This is a genomic window from Mesorhizobium sp. M1163, from assembly GCF_040318415.1.
Taxonomy (GTDB): Bacteria; Pseudomonadota; Alphaproteobacteria; order Rhizobiales; family Rhizobiaceae; genus Mesorhizobium.
Genome location: NZ_JAMYMF010000022.1, coordinates 45,061 through 63,294 on the forward strand (window position 1 = coordinate 45,061; position 18,234 = coordinate 63,294).

The following is an 18,234-nucleotide window of genomic DNA, read 5'->3' on the forward strand; positions in this document are numbered from 1 at the left end:
CCCTCTGTCCTGCCGGACATCTCCCCCACAAGGAGGGAGATTGGCCGTCATCCCTGCTTTCGCCAATCTCCAACGTTGAAAGAAGGGCCATGCGGCGAAGCTGCCGATCTCCCCCCAAGTGGGGGAGATGCCCGGTAGGGCAGAGGGGGGCGCTGTCCCGCAGGCCTCTCGCAAACTTCCGCACTGCCGCTGTGCTCGTCGAGAAATCAGCCCTTGCCCCTCCGCGTCTCGACGTCGGTCTCGCCGACGAACCAGTCGCGTGCAGCGACTTCCTCGAACACCACCCAGACATCGTTGCTGGTCAGGCCGGTGGCGCCGGTGATGGCCGCCGTCACCTGGGCGGCGATCGCGGCCTTTTTGCCGGCCGGGTCATCGGCAATCACCTCCTTGACCAGGCGGATATTCACGAATGGCATGGTGCCCTCCCTTGGATATGCTTGGCGGCCGTTCAATAGGTTTTGGCGCCGTTGACCATGAGCCGGACCATGTAGAGCGAGGTCGTGCCGGCGATGTAGAGGCAGTTCAGCTTGTTGCCGCCGAACACGCAATTGGCGACGACTTCCGGTACCTTGACCTTGCCGATCAGCGTCCCGTCTGGATCGTAGCAATGGATGCCGTCGGCGGCACTGGTCCAGATGCGGCCGTCCGCATCCAGCCTGAAACCGTCGAACAGGCCGGCGGTGCAGTCGGCAAAGACCTTTTCGCCGGAGACCGTCTTGCCGCCCTGGCCAACAGTGAAAACCCGGATGTGCGCCGGGTTTTGGGCGCCATGCGTGCGGCCGGTGTCGGCGACGTAGAGCTTGCTCTCGTCGAGCGAGAAGGCGAGCCCGTTGGGCCTGACCATGTCGGTGATCACCGCCTCGGTCTCGCCGGTGCCGGGATCGACGCGGTAGACATGGCAGGCGCCGATCTCACTTTCGGCCTTGTCGCCCTCGTAATCGGTATCGATGCCGTAGCTCGGGTCGGTGAACCAGATCGAGCCGTCGGACGTGACCACCGCGTCATTGGGCGAGTTCAGCCGCTTGCCGCGCCATTTGTCGGCGATGGTGATGACCGAGCCGTCATGCTCGGTGCGGCTGACGCGGCGGCCGGAGTGCTCGCAAGTGACCATCCGGCCTTGCCGGTCGACGGTGTTGCCATTGGAATTGCCGGACGGCTGACGGAACACGCTGACGCTGCCGTCGGTGTCATCGTAGCGCAGCATGCGATTGTTCGGAATGTCGGACCACACCACATAGCGCCCGGCCGCAAACCAGGCCGGCCCCTCCGCCCATCGGCAGCCGGTAAACAGCCTGTCGACCTGTGCGTTGCCGTTGAACAGCCGCGAAAAGCGCGGATCGAGAACTTCGTAGAATTCGCTGGTCATGGTTCCTCCCGGTATCAGTCGCTTGGCGAGCCGCGATCAAGCCAGCCTGCGATCGATATGGCAAGATCGATGATGCGTCAGAAGCATTAGGGGAGCGAATGCTGGGCCGGACGGCAGGTCACATCCCGTTAACCGGCTATGCGCCCAGCGCAATGGTGCATTGCAACATCTTATTTTTGCAACGCACCATAACTATGTCATGCTTCGTATCGATCAAGGGAGGAACAACTGGCCGCGAAATGCGGCGCAAAAGGAAACTCGCTATGATCATCGACAGCCTCATGAGCCGCGCTCGCGCCAGCATCGCCAAGCGCCGGCATTACAACCGCCTCGTCGCCGAAATCGACAGCTTCAGCAGCCGCGACCTCGCCGACATGCGCGCCGACCGCTCAGAAATGCTCTATCAGGTCCACAAGCAGATCTACGGCTGAGTCTTCGGTCGACCTATCACGATCGGCGGGCATCAGCCCGGCACGGCCAGCGCCTTCTCGATCTCCGGCAGCAGCAGCGTCTGCGCCGAGTCCGGCGTCAGCGGCCCGACATGCTTGTAGGCGATCTTGCCATCCTTGCCGATGACGAAGGTCTCCGGCACGCCGTAGACACCCCAGTCGATCGCTGTGCGCCCGGCCTGGTCGACGCCGATCGCCTGGAACGGATTGCCGAGATCGCCAAGGAACCGACGGGCGTTTTCCGGCTGGTCCTTGTAGTTCAGCGCTGCCATGACGAAGCGTCTGTCCTGCGACAGCGCCAGCAGCACCGGATGCTCGTCGCGGCATGGCGCGCACCAGGACGCGAAGACGTTGACCAGCGTCACTTTGCCGGCGAACTGTTTTGAATCGAGGCCCGGCAAATTGGTGCCCTCGAGCGCCGGCAGGTTGGTCTGCGGCGCCGGCAAGCCGATCAGCGCCGACGGCACTTCCGACACGTCGCGCCCGGACAACAGCTGCGCCAGGAACAATCCCGCCAGCCCGAGAAAGACCAGCAGCGGCACCAGCACGATCAGGCGGCGACGCGCCGGTGTTTCCGTTTCCGTGCTCATGATTTTGCTGCCTTGTCGGAGCGCCGGCGCACGCCGGACGCCTCCAGCTCGGCGAGCTCTCGCTTGCGGCCGCGCTGGTCGAGCAGGATCCAGCCAACCAGCCCGGCCAGCACCACGGCCGTAATGGCATAGGCGGCGGTGACATACAGGGCATGCATGCTCATTTTCCCGATCCAAGGCTTCTCACGGCGAAATTCATAGCCTCACCGGCTGTTTGTCGCAATGAACGGGTCTGCGGCAGATTTGCGGTTATCGCAAGCCGAAGGTCACTGCGAAAGCAAAACACCTGATATGTTTTTGATACGCATGTATTGGCACGTCAGGGACAGCCTGACAGCCCCTTCGCAGGTAAGCAGGATTCTACCGGCGTCATCCCACATCCTGATTGCACTGGAGCCATGGCTCTGGAACTTGCGAAGGCTAATGGATTCGACCGCGATGAACTCAAGCCCCGAAAGACACGGCATTGAACGCCGCCCATTTGGCGGGGGGCCGGTAGGGAAGGACGGTCGAGATGAAGGAAAGGTGCATGCTAGGCCCGTTGCGGTCCATCTTGGCCCCGGTAACCTCGACGGAGGACAGATCGGGGTAGTTGCCGTAGATGGTCTGGAGAAAGATCGGGTTCTCTATGCGCAGCGGCCACATCAATCCGTTCCGTGCCGCAGCGCCAGCGCCGCTGCCACCGGCCCGAGCACGGCAAGAAACAGGGTCAGCGCGGTAAGAATGAGGAAGGGATGCAGGAAGGGATCGGGGTCCGCCACCGCGCCATAGCTTGCCGATACGCCGAAGATCAGTACGGGAATGGTCAGCGGCAGCACCAGCACCGAGATCAGCAGTCCGCCGCGCGGCAACGCTACCGCCACCGCGGCACCGGCAGCACCGATGAAGGTGATCGCCGGCGTGCCGACCAGAAGCGTCAGCGCCGTGGCGCCGATGCCGGCCGGCTCCATGTTCATGAACAGGCCGAGCAGGGGAGCCGCGACGACCAGCGGCAGCACGCTTCCCGCCCAATGCGCCAGGCATTTCGTCAGCACGGTCAGGGCCAGCATGTGCCGGTCGTTGCCAAGCACCAGAAGATCGAGCGAGCCGTCCTCGCGGTCAGCCTGGAACAGCCGGTCGAGGCCGAGCAGGCAGGCCAGCAAGGCGGCGATCCACAGGATCGCCGGGCCGATGCGGGCCAGCAGCTTCAGGTCGGGACCGACGCCGAAGGGGATGGTCGCGATAACGGCCAGAAAGAAAATCACGCCGGTAAGCGCCCCGCCGCCGGCGCGGATACTTAAGCGGATGTCGCGCAGGAAGAGGGCTAGCATGATGTGAGATGCTTTCGCCCAGGCACCCCCCTCTGTCCTGCCGGACATCTCCCCCGCAAGGGGGGAGATTGGATGTCGCCTCGGCTTTCGTCAGTCTTCAACGTGAAAGAGAGGGCGAGTCGTTGAAACCGCCAATCTCCCCCCTTGCGGGGGAGATGTCCGGCAGGACAGAGGGGGGTGCGACAGAGCGCCGGCATCACCCAACCATCCCCATCACAAGCTCCCTCGCCCCCTCCAGCCGCAGCGGCAAATGCGTGGCCGCAACCACGATCCCCCCACCATCGAGATGCTTCCGCATTAGCCCGCCGAATCTCTCCTCCGAAGCCTTGTCCAGTCCCGCCGTCGGCTCATCGAGCAGCCACAATGGCCGATGACTGACCAGCAGTTTTGCGATCGCGGCGCGGCGGCGCTGGCCGGTCGAGAGATAGCCGAACGGCAGATGGCCGATGCCGCCCAACCCGACGGTCTCCAGCGCCTCTTCAACACCCCTGGAACCGGCGCCCGAAAAATCGCGCCAGAAGCACAGATTCTCCTTAACGGTGAGTGCGCTCTTCATTGCGTCGAGGTGGCCGAGATAGTGACAGGCCGAGGCGGCCGACGGAAAGTCTTCGCCACCACCTTCGAACCGCACACGGCCTGCCGCCACCGGCAACAGTCCGGCGATGATCCTGAGCAGCGTCGATTTGCCGGCGCCGTTCGCCCCGGTGACGACCAGCGCCTGGCCATCCCCCAGCGCGAATTCGATGCCGGAAAATACCGTCTCGCCGCCGCGTTCGCCGCCCAGATTTTCGGCGATCAGCCGCATCCGTTCCCCTTCGCCGAAAGTTCAAGCGCGGCTTCGGTGCGCCGCAGCAAAAATGGCAATTCCGTGTCTAGAACTATTCCAGAAAATTCTCTATATCCGCATCATCCGTGCCAGCGGTCGGCACGGGAACCGAATTTGCGCCGAACCAGCGCGCGTGCCGCCTTGAACGGCCCGGACGCTTGGGAACGGATAGCGGAAATGGCCGTACCCGCACCTTTGCGCGTGATTTGCATGCCCACTGGCGTCCGTTCCCTCCCCGGCAACCGACAGTTAGGGATCGCACGTGTCCAAATCACTCGACAGCTTCAATTGCCGCCGCACGCTGACCGCCGGCGGCACCGAGTACATCTACTATGACCTTGTCGAGGCCGAAAAGAACGGCCTCACCGGCATCGCTCAATTGCCCTATTCGATGAAGGTGCTGCTGGAGAACCTGCTGCGCAACGAGGACGGCCGTTCCGTCACCAAGGAGAGCATCCAGGCGGTCGCCGGCTGGCTGACCGACCGGGGCACTGCCGGCGTCGAGATCGCCTATCGCCCGGCCCGCGTGCTGATGCAGGATTTCACCGGCGTTCCGGCTGTGGTCGACCTTGCCGCCATGCGCGACGCCATGGCCTCGCTCGGCGGCGACCCGCAAAAGATCAACCCGCTGGTGCCGGTCGATCTGGTCATCGACCATTCGGTCATCGTCGACGAATTCGGCACGCCGCTGGCTTTCGCCCGCAATGTCGAGCTTGAGTATGAGCGCAATGAGGAACGCTACAAATTCCTGAAATGGGGCCAGCAGGCGTTCCGCAATTTCCGGGTCGTGCCGCCCGGCACTGGCATCTGCCATCAGGTCAACCTTGAGTACCTCGGCCAGGTCGTGTGGACCAACAGCGAAGATGGCGAGACCACCGCCTATCCCGACACCTGCGTCGGCACCGATTCGCACACCACCATGATCAACGGCCTTGGTGTTCTCGGCTGGGGCGTCGGTGGCATCGAGGCCGAGGCCGCGATGCTCGGCCAGCCCGTCTCCATGCTGTTGCCCGAAGTGATCGGCTTTCGCCTCACCGGCAGGCTGAGGGAGGGCGTCACCGCCACCGACCTGGTGCTCACCGTCACGCAGATGCTGCGCAAGAAGGGCGTCGTCGGCAAGTTCGTCGAATTCTTCGGTCCGGGCCTGTCCAACATGACGCTGGCCGATCGTGCCACCATCGGCAACATGGCGCCGGAATATGGCGCCACCTGCGGCTTCTTCCCGGTCGACAGCGAAACCATCCGCTACCTCACCATGTCCGGCCGTGACGAAAGCCGCATCGCCCTGGTCGAGGCTTATTCGAAGGCGCAAGGCCTATGGCGCGACGTCGGCTCGGCCGATCCGGTCTTCACCGATCTGCTCGAGCTCGATCTCGGCAGTGTCGTCCCGTCGATGGCCGGCCCGAAGCGGCCTGAAGGCCGGGTCGCACTTGAAGACATTCCGGCCGGCTTCGACAAGGCCATGGAGACCGAATACAAGAAGGCCGCCGAAATCGACAAGCGCTATGCCGTCGAGGGCACGGACTACGATCTTGGCCATGGCGATGTCGTCATCGCCGCCATCACCTCCTGCACCAACACCTCGAACCCGAGCGTGCTGATCGGCGCCGGGCTGTTGGCGCGCAACGCCAACCGGCTCGGCCTTAAGCAGAAGCCGTGGGTCAAGACCTCACTGGCGCCGGGCAGCCAGGTCGTCGCCGAATATCTGGAGAAATCCGGCCTGCAGAAGGAGCTCGACCAGATCGGCTTCAACCTGGTCGGCTTCGGCTGCACCACCTGCATCGGCAATTCCGGCCCACTGCCGGCGCCGATCTCCAAGACCATCAACGATAAGGGCTTGATTGCTGCCGCAGTCTTGTCCGGCAACCGCAATTTCGAAGGCCGCGTTTCGCCCGACGTACAGGCGAACTATCTCGCCTCGCCGCCGCTGGTCGTCGCCCACGCGCTGGCCGGGACCGTGACCAAGGATCTGACCACCGAGCCGCTCGGCGAGGATCGCAACGGCAATCCGGTCTATCTCAAGGACATCTGGCCGAGTTCAGTCGAGATCCAGGAATTCATCGAGAAGAATGTCACGCGCGAATTGTTCGCCCGCAAATATGCCGACGTCTTCAAGGGCGACGAGTACTGGCAGAACGTCAAGGCGCCGGAAGGCCAGACCTATGCCTGGGACGACAATTCGACCTATGTGCAGAACCCACCCTATTTCGCCGGCATGACATCAGGCTTCGGCAAGATCGGCGATATCAAGGGCGCGCGTGTGCTCGGTCTGTTCGGCGATAAGATCACCACCGACCACATTTCGCCGGCCGGTTCGATCAAGGCGGCCTCCCCGGCCGGCAAGTACCTCACCGACCACGGCGTCGGCGTCGCCGATTTCAACCAGTATGGCACGCGCCGCGGCAACCACGAGGTGATGATGCGCGGCACCTTCGCCAACATCCGCATCCGCAACCACATGCTGGGCGAGAACGGCCGCGAGGGCGGCTACACCATCCATTACCCGTCGAAGGAAGAGGAATCGATCTACGACGCCGCCATGCACTACAAGAAGGAGGGCGTGCCGCTGGTCATCTTCGCCGGCGTCGAATATGGCAACGGCTCGTCGCGCGACTGGGCGGCCAAGGGTACGAATCTGCTCGGTGTCCGCGCGGTCATCGCCCAGTCCTTCGAGCGCATCCACCGCTCCAACCTGGTCGGCATGGGCGTAATCCCCTTCGTCTTCGAGGAAGGCACCTCGTGGGCCTCGCTCAACCTCAAGGGCGACGAACTGGTCGAGATCGACGGACTGAGCAACATCAAGCCGCGGCAGAAGATGATCGCCAGGATCACCTATGGCGACGACAGCGTCAAAGAGGTTCCGATCATCTGCCGCATCGATACGCTGGACGAGCTCGACTACTTCAAGAATGGCGGCATCCTGCAATACGTGCTGCGCGACCTTGCGGCTTAAGGGAGTAGGGCAATAAGGGAGTAGGGCAATAAGGGAGTAGGGCAGTAGGGGAAGCAAGGACAAGCACCTACTGCCCTACTGCCCTACTTTGGCTTTCCAAACCGCGCTGTCGCCGCCAGCAGCACGCCGAGCATCAGCCCGTTGAGGATGTGCCACAGGAAATGCGTGCCGAGCGGAAAGCCGCCGCAGACCAGCGGATCGATCATCCGGCAGACGACCGACACGACGAAGATCGCCGAACCCGCCAGATTGTACCAGCCGGCACGATTGCCGCTGGCCGCCACCCAGGCGCCGAAGAAGGCAAGCGCCAGGAAGGGCGGCAGGTAGCCGGTCGTGCCGTTCGACGCTTGGCGCAGCCAGTCCGGCACGGCAAAGGTCACCAGCCCGGCAACGGCGTAAAAGGCGACGAAGATGACGATCGCCTTGCCCCATTTCATGCCGAGAAAACGTCGCAGGTTGAACAGCGTGTAGGCCAGCGTGAACCCTGCAATCGGCAGCACGTCGGCCAGGATCATTCCCCTTGTGGCAAAGGTGTGGAACAGCGACGAGCCGACGCCGATCGCCACCACCCACCAGGCCAACACTTCGGCGAAGGCGCCGGTGCCGCGCTTGCGCACCTGCCAGACACCCCATAGCCCGGCGGCAAAAAAAGCCAGATTGCTCAGCGCATTGAGCGGTTCAGCCCAGAATTCCGGCCCCGTCCGTTCGCAATAGAGGTCGACCGGCGCCAGGAGAGATTGCCACATGCTGATTGCCGCCCGAATCGCTTCCATCGTGAAGTGCGCGTCCACCTATTGCGCCCTTGCCAGCGGTTGCAACGGCAAAATTTCACCGCAACGTGACTTCCCGTTGACTGCCGCTTCTGCCACATATTTCGACAATCAGAACAAAGCCGGCATCACCGGCGGGATCGGAACGGCCATGTCATCTCGAAGACCATTGCGGCTTGCGGCCGTTGCGCTGGCTCTCTCGGCGTTTGCCGGAAGCGCCTTCGCCGAGCAGGCCGACAAGCCATTAGGCGTCGTCGAGCTCTTCACCAGCCAGGGATGTAATTCCTGTCCGCCGGCCGACGAATTCTTCGCCGAGCTCGCCGCCAAGGAGAACATCGTCGCGCTCGCCTATCATGTCGACTATTGGGATTACCTCGGCTGGCAGGATACGCTGAGCCGCAAGGAAAATACCGAGCGGCAATATGAGTATATGCGCGCCTTCGGCAGCCGTTCCGTCTACACCCCGCAAGCCGTCATCAACGGCCGCAGCCATGTCAATGGCGCCAGCCGCAAGGAAGTCGACGGCGCGCTGGCCCGCATGGAGAGGGTCGGCGAAGGCATGCGCGTCGGCATCAAGGTCAGCCGGACCAGCGATCGCGTCATGATCGATGCCGGCGACGCCGTGACCGGCCCCGCCGACGCGCATGTCGTCATCGTCTATTTCAACCCGCCGCAGACGATCAAGATCGGCAAGGGTGAAAACACCGGCCGCAGCATGACCTACTGGAACGCCGTCTCCAGCATCCAGACCGCCGGCATGTGGCACGGCAAGGCGCAGCGCTACGAACTGCCGATGAGCGAGATCGCCAAGAAGGGCGGCTGCGCCGTGCTGCTGCAGTCGGTCGGCAAGGACGGCGTGCCCGGTCCGATCCTGGGTGCAGCCTTTATCCGCAAGCCTTAGATGGAGCGCTCTCCCTTCTCCCTTGTGGGAGAAGGTGTCGCCGAAGGCGACGGATGAGGGTGTTCCAGGGAACGCCAATGCCTCACTCCGTCCAACACCCCTCATCTGTCTCGGCGCTGCGCGCCGATCCACCTTCTCCCACAACAACAAGGGGAGAAGGGATAGCCGCGCTCAAGCCTCCGACGACAGCCTATCCGGATGGATCGCACCGCCACGGCTCCAGCCAATAAAAAACCGGCGTCAGCTTGCTTCTGACGCCGGTCATTTAGGTTTTGGGATCGTCGCACCCGATCTTTCCAAGGAAAGACCGAGGTTGGTTCGATCCGACGCAGACCCGTGGGCGGGGGGCTTGGGGTTTACGAGCCGGTGCCGGACCGAACCGTCTCAGGCAACGCCGGTAAATTCGTCGGACATTGGGGCATGAGCACGGATAAAAAAAGGCAGGATTGTGGCGAAGCATCACCAATTCCAACAGGCGTTTCGCAAACGTGACTGGACGTTGGAGAAACCGCGCGGTGCTGCCGTTGCCCGGCCGGGCCTTGCAATTCGGCAACGAAAGCGCCAACTTTGGTCGGCGTACGATTCATTGCGAGGATCCAGGCATGACTGATCGCAGCAGCGGGACGGAGGATGGGGACGCATCCGCAATATTGATCCCGCTGCACGAGGCAAGACACGAACGCCTCGACCAGCCGGTGCGGTTCGACCGCCGCGAACTGGACCAGATCCTCAGGCTCTACGGCCGTATGGTCGCCGCCAATGAATGGCGCGACTATGCTATTGACCATCTCACCGACCGCGCCGTTTTTTCCGTCTTCCGTCGCACCAGCGAAGTGCCGCTTTTCCAGATCGTCAAGGATCCGAAGCTGGCGCGCCGGCAAGGCGCATTCGCCGTCATCGCCGCCGGCGGACGCATCCTCAACCGTGGCCAGGAACTCGGCCGGGTGCTTGGCGTGTTCGACCGAACGCTGAAGCTGGTCGAGGCGTAACACCTTATTTTTGTTTGCGGAACTTCCGCTCGGGCAGCGATTGCGGATCGGGCGGGACCGACGCTCCACCGTTGATCGGCAGTTGCATGAACACCGTGTCCAGCCAGCGTCCGTGCTTGTAGCCGGAGCCTTCCAGGCGGCCGGAATGGTGAAAGCCGAGCTTCTCGTGCAACCGCACCGAGGCGCTGTCGGGCCGGCCATCGCCAATCACCGCGATGATCTGGCGAAAGCCCGCCGCCTTGGCTGCCTCGATCAGCCTTTGCATCAGGAGCAGCCCGACGCCCTGCCCCTTGGCGTCGGGCGCGACATAGACGGAATCCTCAACCACGAAGCGGTATGCCGGGCGCGGCCGGAAAGCGCCGGCATAGGCATAGCCGAGCACAATGCCGCCTTTTTCCGCCACGAGATAGGGAAAGCCACCCGCTACCAAACTGTCGAAGCGCGCTCCCATCTCGATACGACTTGGCGGGTCGAGTTCATAGCTCGCCGTGCCGTTTGCCACCGCGTCGGCATAGATTTCCGTGATCCGGTCGAGATCGGCCGACGTCGCGGCCCGCAAGGTGATGCTGCTCATAATTTATGCACGTCGTTCATCTGCCCTATATCACAGCAAAAGCCGGCACAAAAGAAAAGGGCGGCCATTGGGCCGCCCTTTCCAAACTCGCTGGTCCAGTCAGACCATGATCCCGAAAAGTGGAAACCGGTTTTCGGAACAGATCATGGTCAACAAAGAACGCCGTACTAGCGACGGTCGCCCATGAACTGCAGCAGGAACATGAACAGGTTGATGAAGTCGAGATAGAGCCTCAGTGCGCCCATGATCGCCTTGCGGCCGGCGACATCAGTCTCGTCACCCTCGAAATACATCTCCTTGATGTTCTGCGTGTCATAGGCGGTGAGGCCTGCGAAGATCAGCACGCCGATCGCCGAAACGGCGAAGGAAAGCGCCGACGACTGCAGGAAGATGTTGATCACCATCGCGATGATCAGGCCGACCAGGCCCATGACCAGGAACGAGCCGAACGCGGAAAGGTCGCGCTTGGTCGTGTAGCCGTAGAGCGACAGCCCGCCAAACGCGGCGGCGGTGGCGAAGAAGGTCTGCGAGATACTGGCGGTGGTGTAGACCAGGAAGATCGACGACAGCGACAGGCCGACAAGGCCGGCGTAAACCCAGAACGTCGTCTGCGCCGCCGAAACGCTCATCGATTGGACCCGGAACGACAGGAACATCACCGCTGCCAGCGGGGCAAAGATCACCAGCCATTTCAGCGGCGAGCCGAAGATCGCGTAGCCGAACGAGGTCAGCATCTCGCCGCTTGGCAACGTGGCAACCGCCGAGGCGGGATCGCTGGTGGTGGCCAGCATGATTGTGCCGACCGCGGCAAGGCCGGTGATGAGGAGGCCAAGCCCCATCAGGTTGTAGACTTTGATCATGTAGGCGCGCAGGCCCTGGTCGATGGCAGCATCGACGCCGGCGCCGGGCACGGCGCGCGTCTGATAATTGCGAACGGGATCAGCCATGGAAATCCTCATATTGCTTCTGCCCCGTCCGGTGTCAGGTCCTTTTGAACCCAGGCGCCGCTGGCGGGGCTCCAGCATGCCTGCGCCGAAATATGATGGTTCTTGGCGTAAAGGACAAGACCGTAACCGGACGTAATGCTCCGTGAAGTGCCGGAGATCCGGTTTTATTGGCCTTGCCGGTCGAAACATTAACGAGATTTAATCAAAACCGGCTCTGGCTCAAAGATTCCGCAGCACCGGCGCCGCCTTGTGGCCCAGCACCCGCCACGTGCCGGCCAGGCCGATACCCACCGTGACCACCAGTGAAAAGCCGATGGTCGCCACCGCCACCTCGGGCATGAAGTGCGATGGCAGCGTCATGATGCGCGCGACGACGTACCACGCCGCCACACCGCCCGCCGCCAGCGCGAAGATCGCGGTCGCAAGGCCGATCAGCATGTATTCCAGCGAAAAGGCCGCGATCAGCGTTTTCCTGGTCGCACCCAGGGTCTTCAGCACCACCGCGTCGTGGATGCGGGCCCGGTTGCCGGCGGCGAGCGCCCCGGCCAGCACCAGCACCGAGGCGATCAACGCCACGCCCGCCGCGGCCCTGATCGCGGTGCCGAGCTGCGCCACCAGCCGGTTGACGATGTCGAGCGCGTCCTTGACCCTGACCGTCGTCACCGCGGGAAAAGCCCGGGTGACGGCGTTGAGAAGATGCGCGTCGTCGGCCGCCGACGCATTCGTCTCGGTCAGCGTCGCCAACCAGCCATGCGGCGCCCCGGCGAATGTATTGGGCGAGAACACCATGACGAAATTGATGCCCATGGTTTCCCATTCGACCTGGCGGAAATTGGCAATCTTGGCCGTGATGTTGCGGCCGAGCACATTGACGGTGATGGTGTCGCCGAGCTTCAGCCCGATCTCCTTGCCCTCCTCGGCGGAAAACGAGACCAGCGGTTCGCCGGAATAATTCCCCGGCCACCAGCTGCCCTCGGTCAGCGTTGCATTCTCCGGCAATTGTGCGTCATAGGTCAGCCCACGGTCGCCGCGCAGCACCCAGGCGCCTTCGGCCGGAACCTTGACCTTGTCGACATCGACGCCGTTGAGCGCCATCACCCGGCCGCGCAGCATCGGCACCTTAATCAGCGTGCCCTGCGGCGCCTCTTTGCCGACCAGCGCGGAGAAGGCATCGACGTCGCCGCTCTGGATATCGACGAAGAAGAAGTTCGGCGCCCGTTCCGGCAGGCTGCCGGAAATCTGCCGCCTGAGATTGCCATCGATCAGCGCCAGCGTCACCAGGAGCGTCAGCCCGAGACCCAGCGACAGCACCACGGACGGCGTCAAGGCGCCAGGCCGATGGATGTTGCCGATGGCGAGCCTGAGCGCCGTCGAGCGCACACGCGGACTTCTCTTCGCCGCCCACTGCACCAGCGTACCGACGACACGCAGCACCAGGAACGAAAAGACCGTGGCGCCGACGAAGATCGAGGCAATACGGCGGTCGCCGGAAAACAGGATCGCCAGCACCGCGAGCAGCAGCGCGATGGCCATTGCCGCGGCGACATAGAGCGGGCGGGGAAAACCGCGGCCCTCAAAACCCATTTCGCGAAACAGCGCCGTAGCTGGCACGTCGCGAGCACGGCCGAGCGGCAGCAGGGCGAAGGCCAGCGTCACCAGCAGCCCGAACAGCGCTGCCATGCCGAGGGCGCCGGGATAGAACCCACCTTCCGCCGGCACCGGAATAACCGACTGGAGTGCCGCGCTGGCCGCGAACGGCATCAGCGCGCCAAGCACCAGGCCTAGCGTGATACCGAGGGCGGCAATCATCAGGATCTGCACCAGGTAGACGGCAAAGACGAACCCGCCCGAAGCCCCCAGGCTCTTGAAGGTGGCGATGACGCCGCGCTTGCCGTCGAGATAGGCACGCACCGCATTGGCCACGCCGACGCCGCCGACCACCAGCGCCGTCAGCCCGACCAACGTCAGGAATTGCGAGAACCGCTCGATGTTCGAGGACAGCGCCGGCGCTGCGTTGCTGCGCGTGCGGATCGACCAGCCGGCCTGCGGGAACTCTTTCGCGGCCTGCTCCTGGATCGCCTTGATCTGTACTTCAGTGGTGCCGCCGGGCAGGCGGACCTTATAGGCGTTCTCGACCAGGCTGCCCGGCTGGATCAGGCCTGAAGCGGCAAGCCCGTCGGTCGACACCATCAGCCGCGGCGCAAAACCGAAGCCATCCGACACCGCATCTGGCTCGTTGACCAGCTTGGCGCGCAGCTCGAATGTCGCGCTGCCGAGCTTCAACCGGTCACCGATGCCAAGGTTCAGCCGCTCGAACAAAAGGTCCGCGGCGGCGGCGCCGAAGACGCCGGATTTTTCGCCGAACAAATCCTCTCGCGACAGCACCGGCTGGGTCTCCAGCGCGCCATAGAGCGGATAGGCGCCGTCGACCGCCTTGGCCTCGACCAGCGCCTGGTCGGAGCCGTCCTCGAGCCTCGCCATCGAGCGCATGTTGGCGCTGTGCGAAACCGTGCCAAGCCGGCCGAGGAAGCTGCGTTCGGCTCTGGTCGGATCGCGCTGGTTGATCTGGAAGCGGAGATCGCCGCCGAGCAGCGTCTGACCCTGGTCGGCAACACCGGCGGAAATCGCCTGCGCCACCGAATTGACGCCGCCGATTGCCGCGACGCCGAGCGCAATGCAGGCAAGGAAGATCAGGAAACCGGACAGCCCGCCGCGCATTTCGCGCAGCGAGAACTTGAAGGCGAGCCTCAGCGTTTGCGACAGCGGCATCAGGCGGTCACCTTGCCGGCCCTGGAGGCCGGCTTGGATGCGTCCTCGATCAGCCCCGACCGCATCGACACCTGGCGCGAGCAGCGCGCCGCGAGCACCGGGTCATGCGTGACCAGCACCAGCGTCATGCCGCGTTCGGCCGCCTTGGCGAACAGCAGGTCGGCGACGTGCCGTCCCGTCGCCTGGTCGAGATTGCCGGTCGGCTCGTCGGCGATCAGGATGCGTGGCGACGGCGCCAGCGCCCGGGCGATCGCCACGCGCTGCTGCTCGCCGCCAGACAATTCGCCGGGATAATGGGTGATGCGATGGCTAAGGCCGACCGCCGCCAGTTCGCGCGCCGCCACGCCGAACGGATCGGCATGGCCGGCAAGCTCAAGCGGGACGGCGACGTTTTCCAGCGCCGTCATATTGGGAATGAGGTGGAACGACTGGAACACGATGCCGATGTTTCGCCCTCGAAACGATGCGATCTGGTCTTCGCTTTTGCCGTTGAGCAGCTCGCCGGCAATTCGTACCGCACCCGAATCGACCCTTTCAAGCCCGGCCAAAACCATCAGCAATGTCGACTTTCCCGAACCCGAAGGTCCAACGATGCCTGTCGCTTCGCCGCTCGCCACATCGAGGCTGACGCCCTTCAGCACATGCACCGAGGATGCGCCTTCGCCGAGCGTCAGCGATACGTCTTTCAGCGAAATGACGGCTTCTTCCAAAATCAAATCGTCCTATATGGGGGAAAGAGGGCTAGAGCATCCGATGCTCGACAAAGACGAAAACCTGCCTTCGCCAACAGATGTTCCTGGTCATATGGGGCCTGCCGCATGGCTTTCAAACACACTTTTGCCGCAGCCTTCGCCCTTTTCCTCGCGATCTGCAGCGCCATTTCGTCGGCGCGCGCCGAGCCCTTCACCATCGTTGGCTTCGGCGACAGCTTGATGGCGGGTTATGGCCTTGGGCCGGGTCAGGGGTTCACCGAAAAGCTGCAGGCCGCGCTTCGCGCCAAGGGCTACGATGTCACGGTCGCCAATGCCGGCGTTTCCGGCGATACGACGAGCGGCGGCCTGTCGCGGCTCGACTGGTCGGTGCCGGACGGCACGCAGCTGGTCATCCTGGAGCTCGGCGCCAACGACATGCTGCGCGGCGTTTCGCCCGCCATAGCGGAAAAGAACCTGGACGCCATGCTGGCAAAGCTGAAGCAGCGCAAGATCGCCGTGTTGCTGGCCGGGATGCGCGCGGCGCCGAATCTCGGCGCCGATTACCAGAACGCCTTCGACGCGACCTTTCCGAGACTGGCTGAAAAATACGGCGTGCCGCTCTATCCTTTCTTTCTCGAGGGCATCGCCGGTCAATCCGTCCTGCAGCTCGAGGACGGCCTTCATCCGAACGCCCGAGGCGTCGACCGTATCGTCGAGGGTATCCTGCCCAGCGTGGAGAAGACCATTGAAGCGATCCGGGGCAATTCCTGAAGGCGAGGGTTCGCCGCCGCAACACCTTCCGCAGGGGAAGCTTTTAGGCAGGCCTGCGACCAACAAACCCCTTGCCCCGTTTGAATATCGATGATTCGCTAGGGGCAAGAGTTCGATTCGAGGACAGGAGGCTTGCCATGCCGCGTCTTTTTACCGCCCTCGAAATACCGCGTGATGCCGCTCTTTCGCTGTCCCTGCTCAGGGGCGGCCTGCCCGGAGCCCGCTGGATCGACGTCGAAAACTATCATCTGACGCTGCGCTTCATTGGCGATGTCGAGGGCCATGTCGCCGACGAAATCGCCAACGCGCTCGACCGCGTTCACCGCCCGTCCTTCCCGCTGACGCTGTCCGGCGTCGGCGCCTTCGGCCAGAAGAAGCCGCATGCGGTGTGGGCCGGGGTCGCCGCTTCGCCCGATCTTTCCGCTCTGCAAAGCGAAATCGAGCGCATCTGCCAGCGGCTCGGCATCCCGGCCGACCCGCGCAAGTTCATGCCGCATGTGACGCTGGCCCGCCTGCGCAATGCGAGCCCGCTCGACGTCGCCCAGTATCTGTCGGCGCGCGGCAATTTTTCGACGCTGCCGTTCCGGGTCGGCCGCTTCGTGCTGATGTCGTCGCGCGACTCGGTCGGCGGCGGGCCTTACATCGTCGAGGAGGCTTGGCCGCTTTCAGGTGCCGACAACCGCGTCGCCAGCCGTTTGGCCGGCGCCGCCGACGCTTCGCGGATCATGCGGTAGACGGACATGGCCAGGGAGAAACTAGCAAAAGAGGCGATCAGCGCCGAACTTGCCGGCCTCGACGGCTGGTCGCTGGCCAAGGATGGTGGTTCGATCAGCCGCAGCTTCACTTTCAAGAATTTCTCGGAAGCCTTTGCCTTCATGACCCGCGTGGCGTTGGCGGCGGAGAAGATGGACCACCACCCCGACTGGTCGAACGTCTACAAGACGGTAAACGTGACCCTCAACACACACGACGCCGGCGGCCTGACCGCGCTGGATTTCGATCTGGCCAGGAGGATGAACCGCTATTTCGGCACCTGACGTTATCTGCATCTTGCAGCGAGGTTCGCCTTTCACCACATTTTGCCTCGCGGCCATGCGTGAAGTCACGCGACGGCGGCAAGGAGAGGTTGATGGCGCAAAAATCCGGTTTTGATTTCTTCGGCCTCGGCAGCAAGCCGGGCAATGAGAGCGAAGTGCGCGAAAAGTTCTGGCGTACGGCGAAGAAGGCTGCCCGGCAGATCCCGTTCATGGAGGAGGTGGTCGCCGCCTATTACTGCGCCATGGACAAGAGGACGCCGCTGCGCGCCAAGGGCACATTGCTGGCTGCGCTCGGCTATTTCGTGCTGCCGACGGACGTCATCCCCGATTTCATCTTTGGGCTTGGCTTCACCGACGACATCGCTGTGCTGACCGCGGCGATCACAACCGTCAGCGCCCACATCACGCCGGCGCACCGGCTCGCCGCCAGGCAGGCCATCGCCGACAAGAGCTGAGCCGGTACGGCTCAAAAATCGCGCGGGAACCGACTTTCCGGCCGTCAAAGCCACCGCCGCACCCGCGTCTTGTAGGCGCGATAGGCGTCTCCGAACTTACGCTCGAGATAACGCTCTTCCGGCGCGATGACGCCCGTATTGATCACCCACAGCAAGGGAATGACGAGCGCGATACCCCAAAGACTTCCGGCCGCGACACCGAGGCCCAGATAGATAAGGGTCGCTCCCAGATAGAACGGATTTCGGGTCCACCGATAGATACCGTCGACGACCAGCGCCGTCGTTGGCAAGGTCGGTGGTATGTTGGTTCCAGCGGCCTGAAAGCGGCCCGCCGCCATAAAGATGAGCACGAAGCCGCACACCGCGAGCACGGCGCCGGCCAGATAGCGGGCGAGGGCCTGCCCGGCCATGACCGGGAGCGGCGCGAGCACCTCGAGCACGGTTGCCGCCGCCAGGAAGCCGAGGAAGATCAAAGGCGGCAGCGCAATGACCCCCGCCACGTCGGGCGCGCCCGGTCCGCCCGCCACCTCTCCGCCATCCGACCGGGGCACCGCGCCGCTGGCCACCGCGCGGACGGCGACACGAATGCCGAACACGATCGCCAGGACGACTGTGCCGCCCGCCAGGATCAGAACTGTCTCGGAAATGGCCATGGCCAAATCTCCCGTAAGCCGCCAAGGAGGGCACCCTGGCCGAGTGCCGTGGAGCCGAACGCAGACATATACCGCCTGGCGGGAAATTCGTCACGTAGCTCTCAGAAAAGCGAGAATCGCTGCAAGACCTAGCTGCTTGAAAAGTCAAACTCTTGCCGTTTTCGTGGCCTCCAAGTCGCGGC

General features: G+C 63.5%; 21 protein-coding genes. 8 read left to right on the top strand and 13 right to left on the bottom strand.

The features are described 5' to 3' along the window. Positions 1-206: 206 nt before the first annotated feature. Complete coding sequence (locus NKH43_RS20755) at positions 207-416, bottom strand: tautomerase family protein (RefSeq protein WP_352481061.1); 210 nt, start codon at positions 414-416, stop codon at positions 207-209. A 32-nt stretch (positions 417-448) separates the two neighbouring features. Next, complete coding sequence (locus NKH43_RS20760) at positions 449-1,366, bottom strand: SMP-30/gluconolactonase/LRE family protein (RefSeq protein ID WP_352481062.1); 918 nt, start codon at positions 1,364-1,366, stop codon at positions 449-451. Positions 1,367-1,629: 263 nt separating this feature from the next. On the opposite strand from NKH43_RS20760, the gene NKH43_RS20765 reads away from it, so the two are divergent. After that, positions 1,630-1,797, top strand: a complete 168-nt coding sequence (locus NKH43_RS20765) for a hypothetical protein (protein ID WP_023721879.1) — start codon at positions 1,630-1,632, stop codon at positions 1,795-1,797. 32 nt (positions 1,798-1,829) lie between these two features. Here the strand turns inward: NKH43_RS20765 and NKH43_RS20770 are convergent, their stop codons facing one another. The 5 genes from NKH43_RS20770 to ccmA form a co-directional block, all read right to left on the bottom strand. Continuing rightward, the gene (locus NKH43_RS20770; RefSeq protein ID WP_352790086.1) at positions 1,830-2,405 is read right to left on the bottom strand and encodes a DsbE family thiol:disulfide interchange protein; all 576 of its coding nucleotides are present in this window, start codon (positions 2,403-2,405) and stop codon (positions 1,830-1,832) included. Beyond that, positions 2,402-2,569, bottom strand: a complete 168-nt coding sequence (gene ccmD / locus NKH43_RS20775) for a heme exporter protein CcmD (protein ID WP_023721882.1) — start codon at positions 2,567-2,569, stop codon at positions 2,402-2,404. The genes NKH43_RS20770 and ccmD overlap by 4 nt, the downstream gene beginning before the upstream one ends. A 280-nt stretch (positions 2,570-2,849) precedes the next feature. Further along, complete coding sequence (locus NKH43_RS20780) at positions 2,850-3,050, bottom strand: Imm50 family immunity protein (RefSeq protein ID WP_023721883.1); 201 nt, start codon at positions 3,048-3,050, stop codon at positions 2,850-2,852. Further along, the gene (gene ccmB / locus NKH43_RS20785; RefSeq protein ID WP_023721884.1) at positions 3,050-3,715 is read right to left on the bottom strand and encodes a heme exporter protein CcmB; all 666 of its coding nucleotides are present in this window, start codon (positions 3,713-3,715) and stop codon (positions 3,050-3,052) included. Before ccmB ends, NKH43_RS20780 begins: the two co-directional genes overlap by 1 nt. Before the next feature lie 196 nt (positions 3,716-3,911). Beyond that, positions 3,912-4,520, bottom strand: a complete 609-nt coding sequence (gene ccmA, locus NKH43_RS20790; RefSeq protein ID WP_352859631.1) for a heme ABC exporter ATP-binding protein CcmA — start codon at positions 4,518-4,520, stop codon at positions 3,912-3,914. A 283-nt stretch (positions 4,521-4,803) separates the two neighbouring features. Here ccmA and acnA point away from each other — a divergent pair, with 283 nt between their 5' ends. Further along, positions 4,804-7,494 (top strand): aconitate hydratase AcnA, encoded by a 2,691-nt coding sequence (acnA, locus tag NKH43_RS20795; protein WP_023721886.1) that lies wholly within the window; start codon positions 4,804-4,806, stop codon positions 7,492-7,494. 83 nt (positions 7,495-7,577) lie between these two features. Here acnA and NKH43_RS20800 read toward each other — a convergent pair whose 3' ends face one another. Further along, positions 7,578-8,240 carry a ceramidase domain-containing protein gene (locus tag NKH43_RS20800; RefSeq protein WP_023721887.1) on the bottom strand — a complete coding sequence of 221 codons (663 nt, stop codon included), beginning with the start codon at positions 8,238-8,240 and terminating at the stop codon, positions 7,578-7,580. 175 nt (positions 8,241-8,415) lie between these two features. Here NKH43_RS20800 and NKH43_RS20805 point away from each other — a divergent pair, with 175 nt between their 5' ends. Then, complete coding sequence (locus NKH43_RS20805; RefSeq protein ID WP_023721888.1) at positions 8,416-9,165, top strand: DUF1223 domain-containing protein; 750 nt, start codon at positions 8,416-8,418, stop codon at positions 9,163-9,165. A gap of 602 nt (positions 9,166-9,767) precedes the next feature. Continuing rightward, positions 9,768-10,154: a DUF2794 domain-containing protein gene (locus NKH43_RS20810; RefSeq protein WP_352859633.1), complete on the top strand. Its 387-nt coding sequence runs from the start codon at positions 9,768-9,770 to the stop codon at positions 10,152-10,154. Between the two features lie 4 nt (positions 10,155-10,158). Here NKH43_RS20810 and NKH43_RS20815 read toward each other — a convergent pair whose 3' ends face one another. The 4 genes from NKH43_RS20815 to NKH43_RS20830 form a co-directional block, all read right to left on the bottom strand. Then, positions 10,159-10,728 carry a GNAT family N-acetyltransferase gene (locus NKH43_RS20815; protein ID WP_352859635.1) on the bottom strand — a complete coding sequence of 190 codons (570 nt, stop codon included), beginning with the start codon at positions 10,726-10,728 and terminating at the stop codon, positions 10,159-10,161. A gap of 167 nt (positions 10,729-10,895) precedes the next feature. After that, positions 10,896-11,675, bottom strand: a complete 780-nt coding sequence (locus NKH43_RS20820) for a Bax inhibitor-1/YccA family protein (RefSeq protein ID WP_254817871.1) — start codon at positions 11,673-11,675, stop codon at positions 10,896-10,898. A gap of 219 nt (positions 11,676-11,894) precedes the next feature. Beyond that, the gene (locus NKH43_RS20825) at positions 11,895-14,444 is read right to left on the bottom strand and encodes an ABC transporter permease (RefSeq protein WP_352859637.1); all 2,550 of its coding nucleotides are present in this window, start codon (positions 14,442-14,444) and stop codon (positions 11,895-11,897) included. Continuing rightward, positions 14,444-15,154: an ABC transporter ATP-binding protein gene (locus tag NKH43_RS20830; protein ID WP_352859638.1), complete on the bottom strand. Its 711-nt coding sequence runs from the start codon at positions 15,152-15,154 to the stop codon at positions 14,444-14,446. The genes NKH43_RS20825 and NKH43_RS20830 overlap by 1 nt, the downstream gene beginning before the upstream one ends. Positions 15,155-15,262: 108 nt before the next feature. On the opposite strand from NKH43_RS20830, the gene NKH43_RS20835 reads away from it, so the two are divergent. From NKH43_RS20835 to NKH43_RS20850, 4 genes are all read left to right on the top strand, one after another. Beyond that, positions 15,263-15,907, top strand: a complete 645-nt coding sequence (locus NKH43_RS20835) for an arylesterase (RefSeq protein WP_352845379.1) — start codon at positions 15,263-15,265, stop codon at positions 15,905-15,907. A gap of 137 nt (positions 15,908-16,044) precedes the next feature. After that, on the top strand, positions 16,045-16,641 hold the full coding sequence (gene thpR, locus NKH43_RS20840) for an RNA 2',3'-cyclic phosphodiesterase (protein ID WP_352859639.1): 597 nt from the start codon (positions 16,045-16,047) through the stop codon (positions 16,639-16,641). Between the two features lie 6 nt (positions 16,642-16,647). Then, on the top strand, positions 16,648-16,944 hold the full coding sequence (locus NKH43_RS20845) for a 4a-hydroxytetrahydrobiopterin dehydratase (protein WP_352859641.1): 297 nt from the start codon (positions 16,648-16,650) through the stop codon (positions 16,942-16,944). Between the two features lie 92 nt (positions 16,945-17,036). After that, a complete protein-coding gene (locus tag NKH43_RS20850) occupies positions 17,037-17,399 on the top strand; it encodes a YkvA family protein (protein ID WP_352859642.1) in 363 nt (120 codons plus the stop codon). A 44-nt stretch (positions 17,400-17,443) separates the two neighbouring features. Here NKH43_RS20850 and NKH43_RS20855 read toward each other — a convergent pair whose 3' ends face one another. Further along, positions 17,444-18,052 carry a methyltransferase family protein gene (locus NKH43_RS20855; protein WP_352817241.1) on the bottom strand — a complete coding sequence of 203 codons (609 nt, stop codon included), beginning with the start codon at positions 18,050-18,052 and terminating at the stop codon, positions 17,444-17,446. Positions 18,053-18,234 lie beyond the last annotated feature (182 nt).

Bases quoted from the DNA above. Each gene is read 5' to 3' on its own strand.
- NKH43_RS20755 (WP_352481061.1), bottom strand. From the start codon at position 416: ATGCCATTCGTGAATATCCGCCTGGTCAAGGAGGTGATTGCCGATGAC.
- NKH43_RS20760 (WP_352481062.1), bottom strand. From the start codon at position 1,366: ATGACCAGCGAATTCTACGAAGTTCTCGATCCGCGCTTTTCGCGGCTG.
- NKH43_RS20765 (WP_023721879.1), top strand. From the start codon at position 1,630: ATGATCATCGACAGCCTCATGAGCCGCGCTCGCGCCAGCATCGCCAAG.
- NKH43_RS20770 (WP_352790086.1), bottom strand. From the start codon at position 2,405: ATGAGCACGGAAACGGAAACACCGGCGCGTCGCCGCCTGATCGTGCTG.
- ccmD (WP_023721882.1), bottom strand. From the start codon at position 2,569: ATGAGCATGCATGCCCTGTATGTCACCGCCGCCTATGCCATTACGGCC.
- NKH43_RS20780 (WP_023721883.1), bottom strand. From the start codon at position 3,050: ATGTGGCCGCTGCGCATAGAGAACCCGATCTTTCTCCAGACCATCTAC.
- ccmB (WP_023721884.1), bottom strand. From the start codon at position 3,715: ATGCTAGCCCTCTTCCTGCGCGACATCCGCTTAAGTATCCGCGCCGGC.
- ccmA (WP_352859631.1), bottom strand. From the start codon at position 4,520: ATGCGGCTGATCGCCGAAAATCTGGGCGGCGAACGCGGCGGCGAGACG.
- NKH43_RS20800 (WP_023721887.1), bottom strand. From the start codon at position 8,240: ATGTGGCAATCTCTCCTGGCGCCGGTCGACCTCTATTGCGAACGGACG.
- NKH43_RS20805 (WP_023721888.1), top strand. From the start codon at position 8,416: ATGTCATCTCGAAGACCATTGCGGCTTGCGGCCGTTGCGCTGGCTCTC.
- NKH43_RS20810 (WP_352859633.1), top strand. From the start codon at position 9,768: ATGACTGATCGCAGCAGCGGGACGGAGGATGGGGACGCATCCGCAATA.
- NKH43_RS20815 (WP_352859635.1), bottom strand. From the start codon at position 10,728: ATGAGCAGCATCACCTTGCGGGCCGCGACGTCGGCCGATCTCGACCGG.
- NKH43_RS20820 (WP_254817871.1), bottom strand. From the start codon at position 11,675: ATGGCTGATCCCGTTCGCAATTATCAGACGCGCGCCGTGCCCGGCGCC.
- NKH43_RS20825 (WP_352859637.1), bottom strand. From the start codon at position 14,444: ATGCCGCTGTCGCAAACGCTGAGGCTCGCCTTCAAGTTCTCGCTGCGC.
- NKH43_RS20835 (WP_352845379.1), top strand. From the start codon at position 15,263: ATGGCTTTCAAACACACTTTTGCCGCAGCCTTCGCCCTTTTCCTCGCG.
- thpR (WP_352859639.1), top strand. From the start codon at position 16,045: ATGCCGCGTCTTTTTACCGCCCTCGAAATACCGCGTGATGCCGCTCTT.
- NKH43_RS20845 (WP_352859641.1), top strand. From the start codon at position 16,648: ATGGCCAGGGAGAAACTAGCAAAAGAGGCGATCAGCGCCGAACTTGCC.
- NKH43_RS20850 (WP_352859642.1), top strand. From the start codon at position 17,037: ATGGCGCAAAAATCCGGTTTTGATTTCTTCGGCCTCGGCAGCAAGCCG.
- NKH43_RS20855 (WP_352817241.1), bottom strand. From the start codon at position 18,052: ATGGCCATTTCCGAGACAGTTCTGATCCTGGCGGGCGGCACAGTCGTC.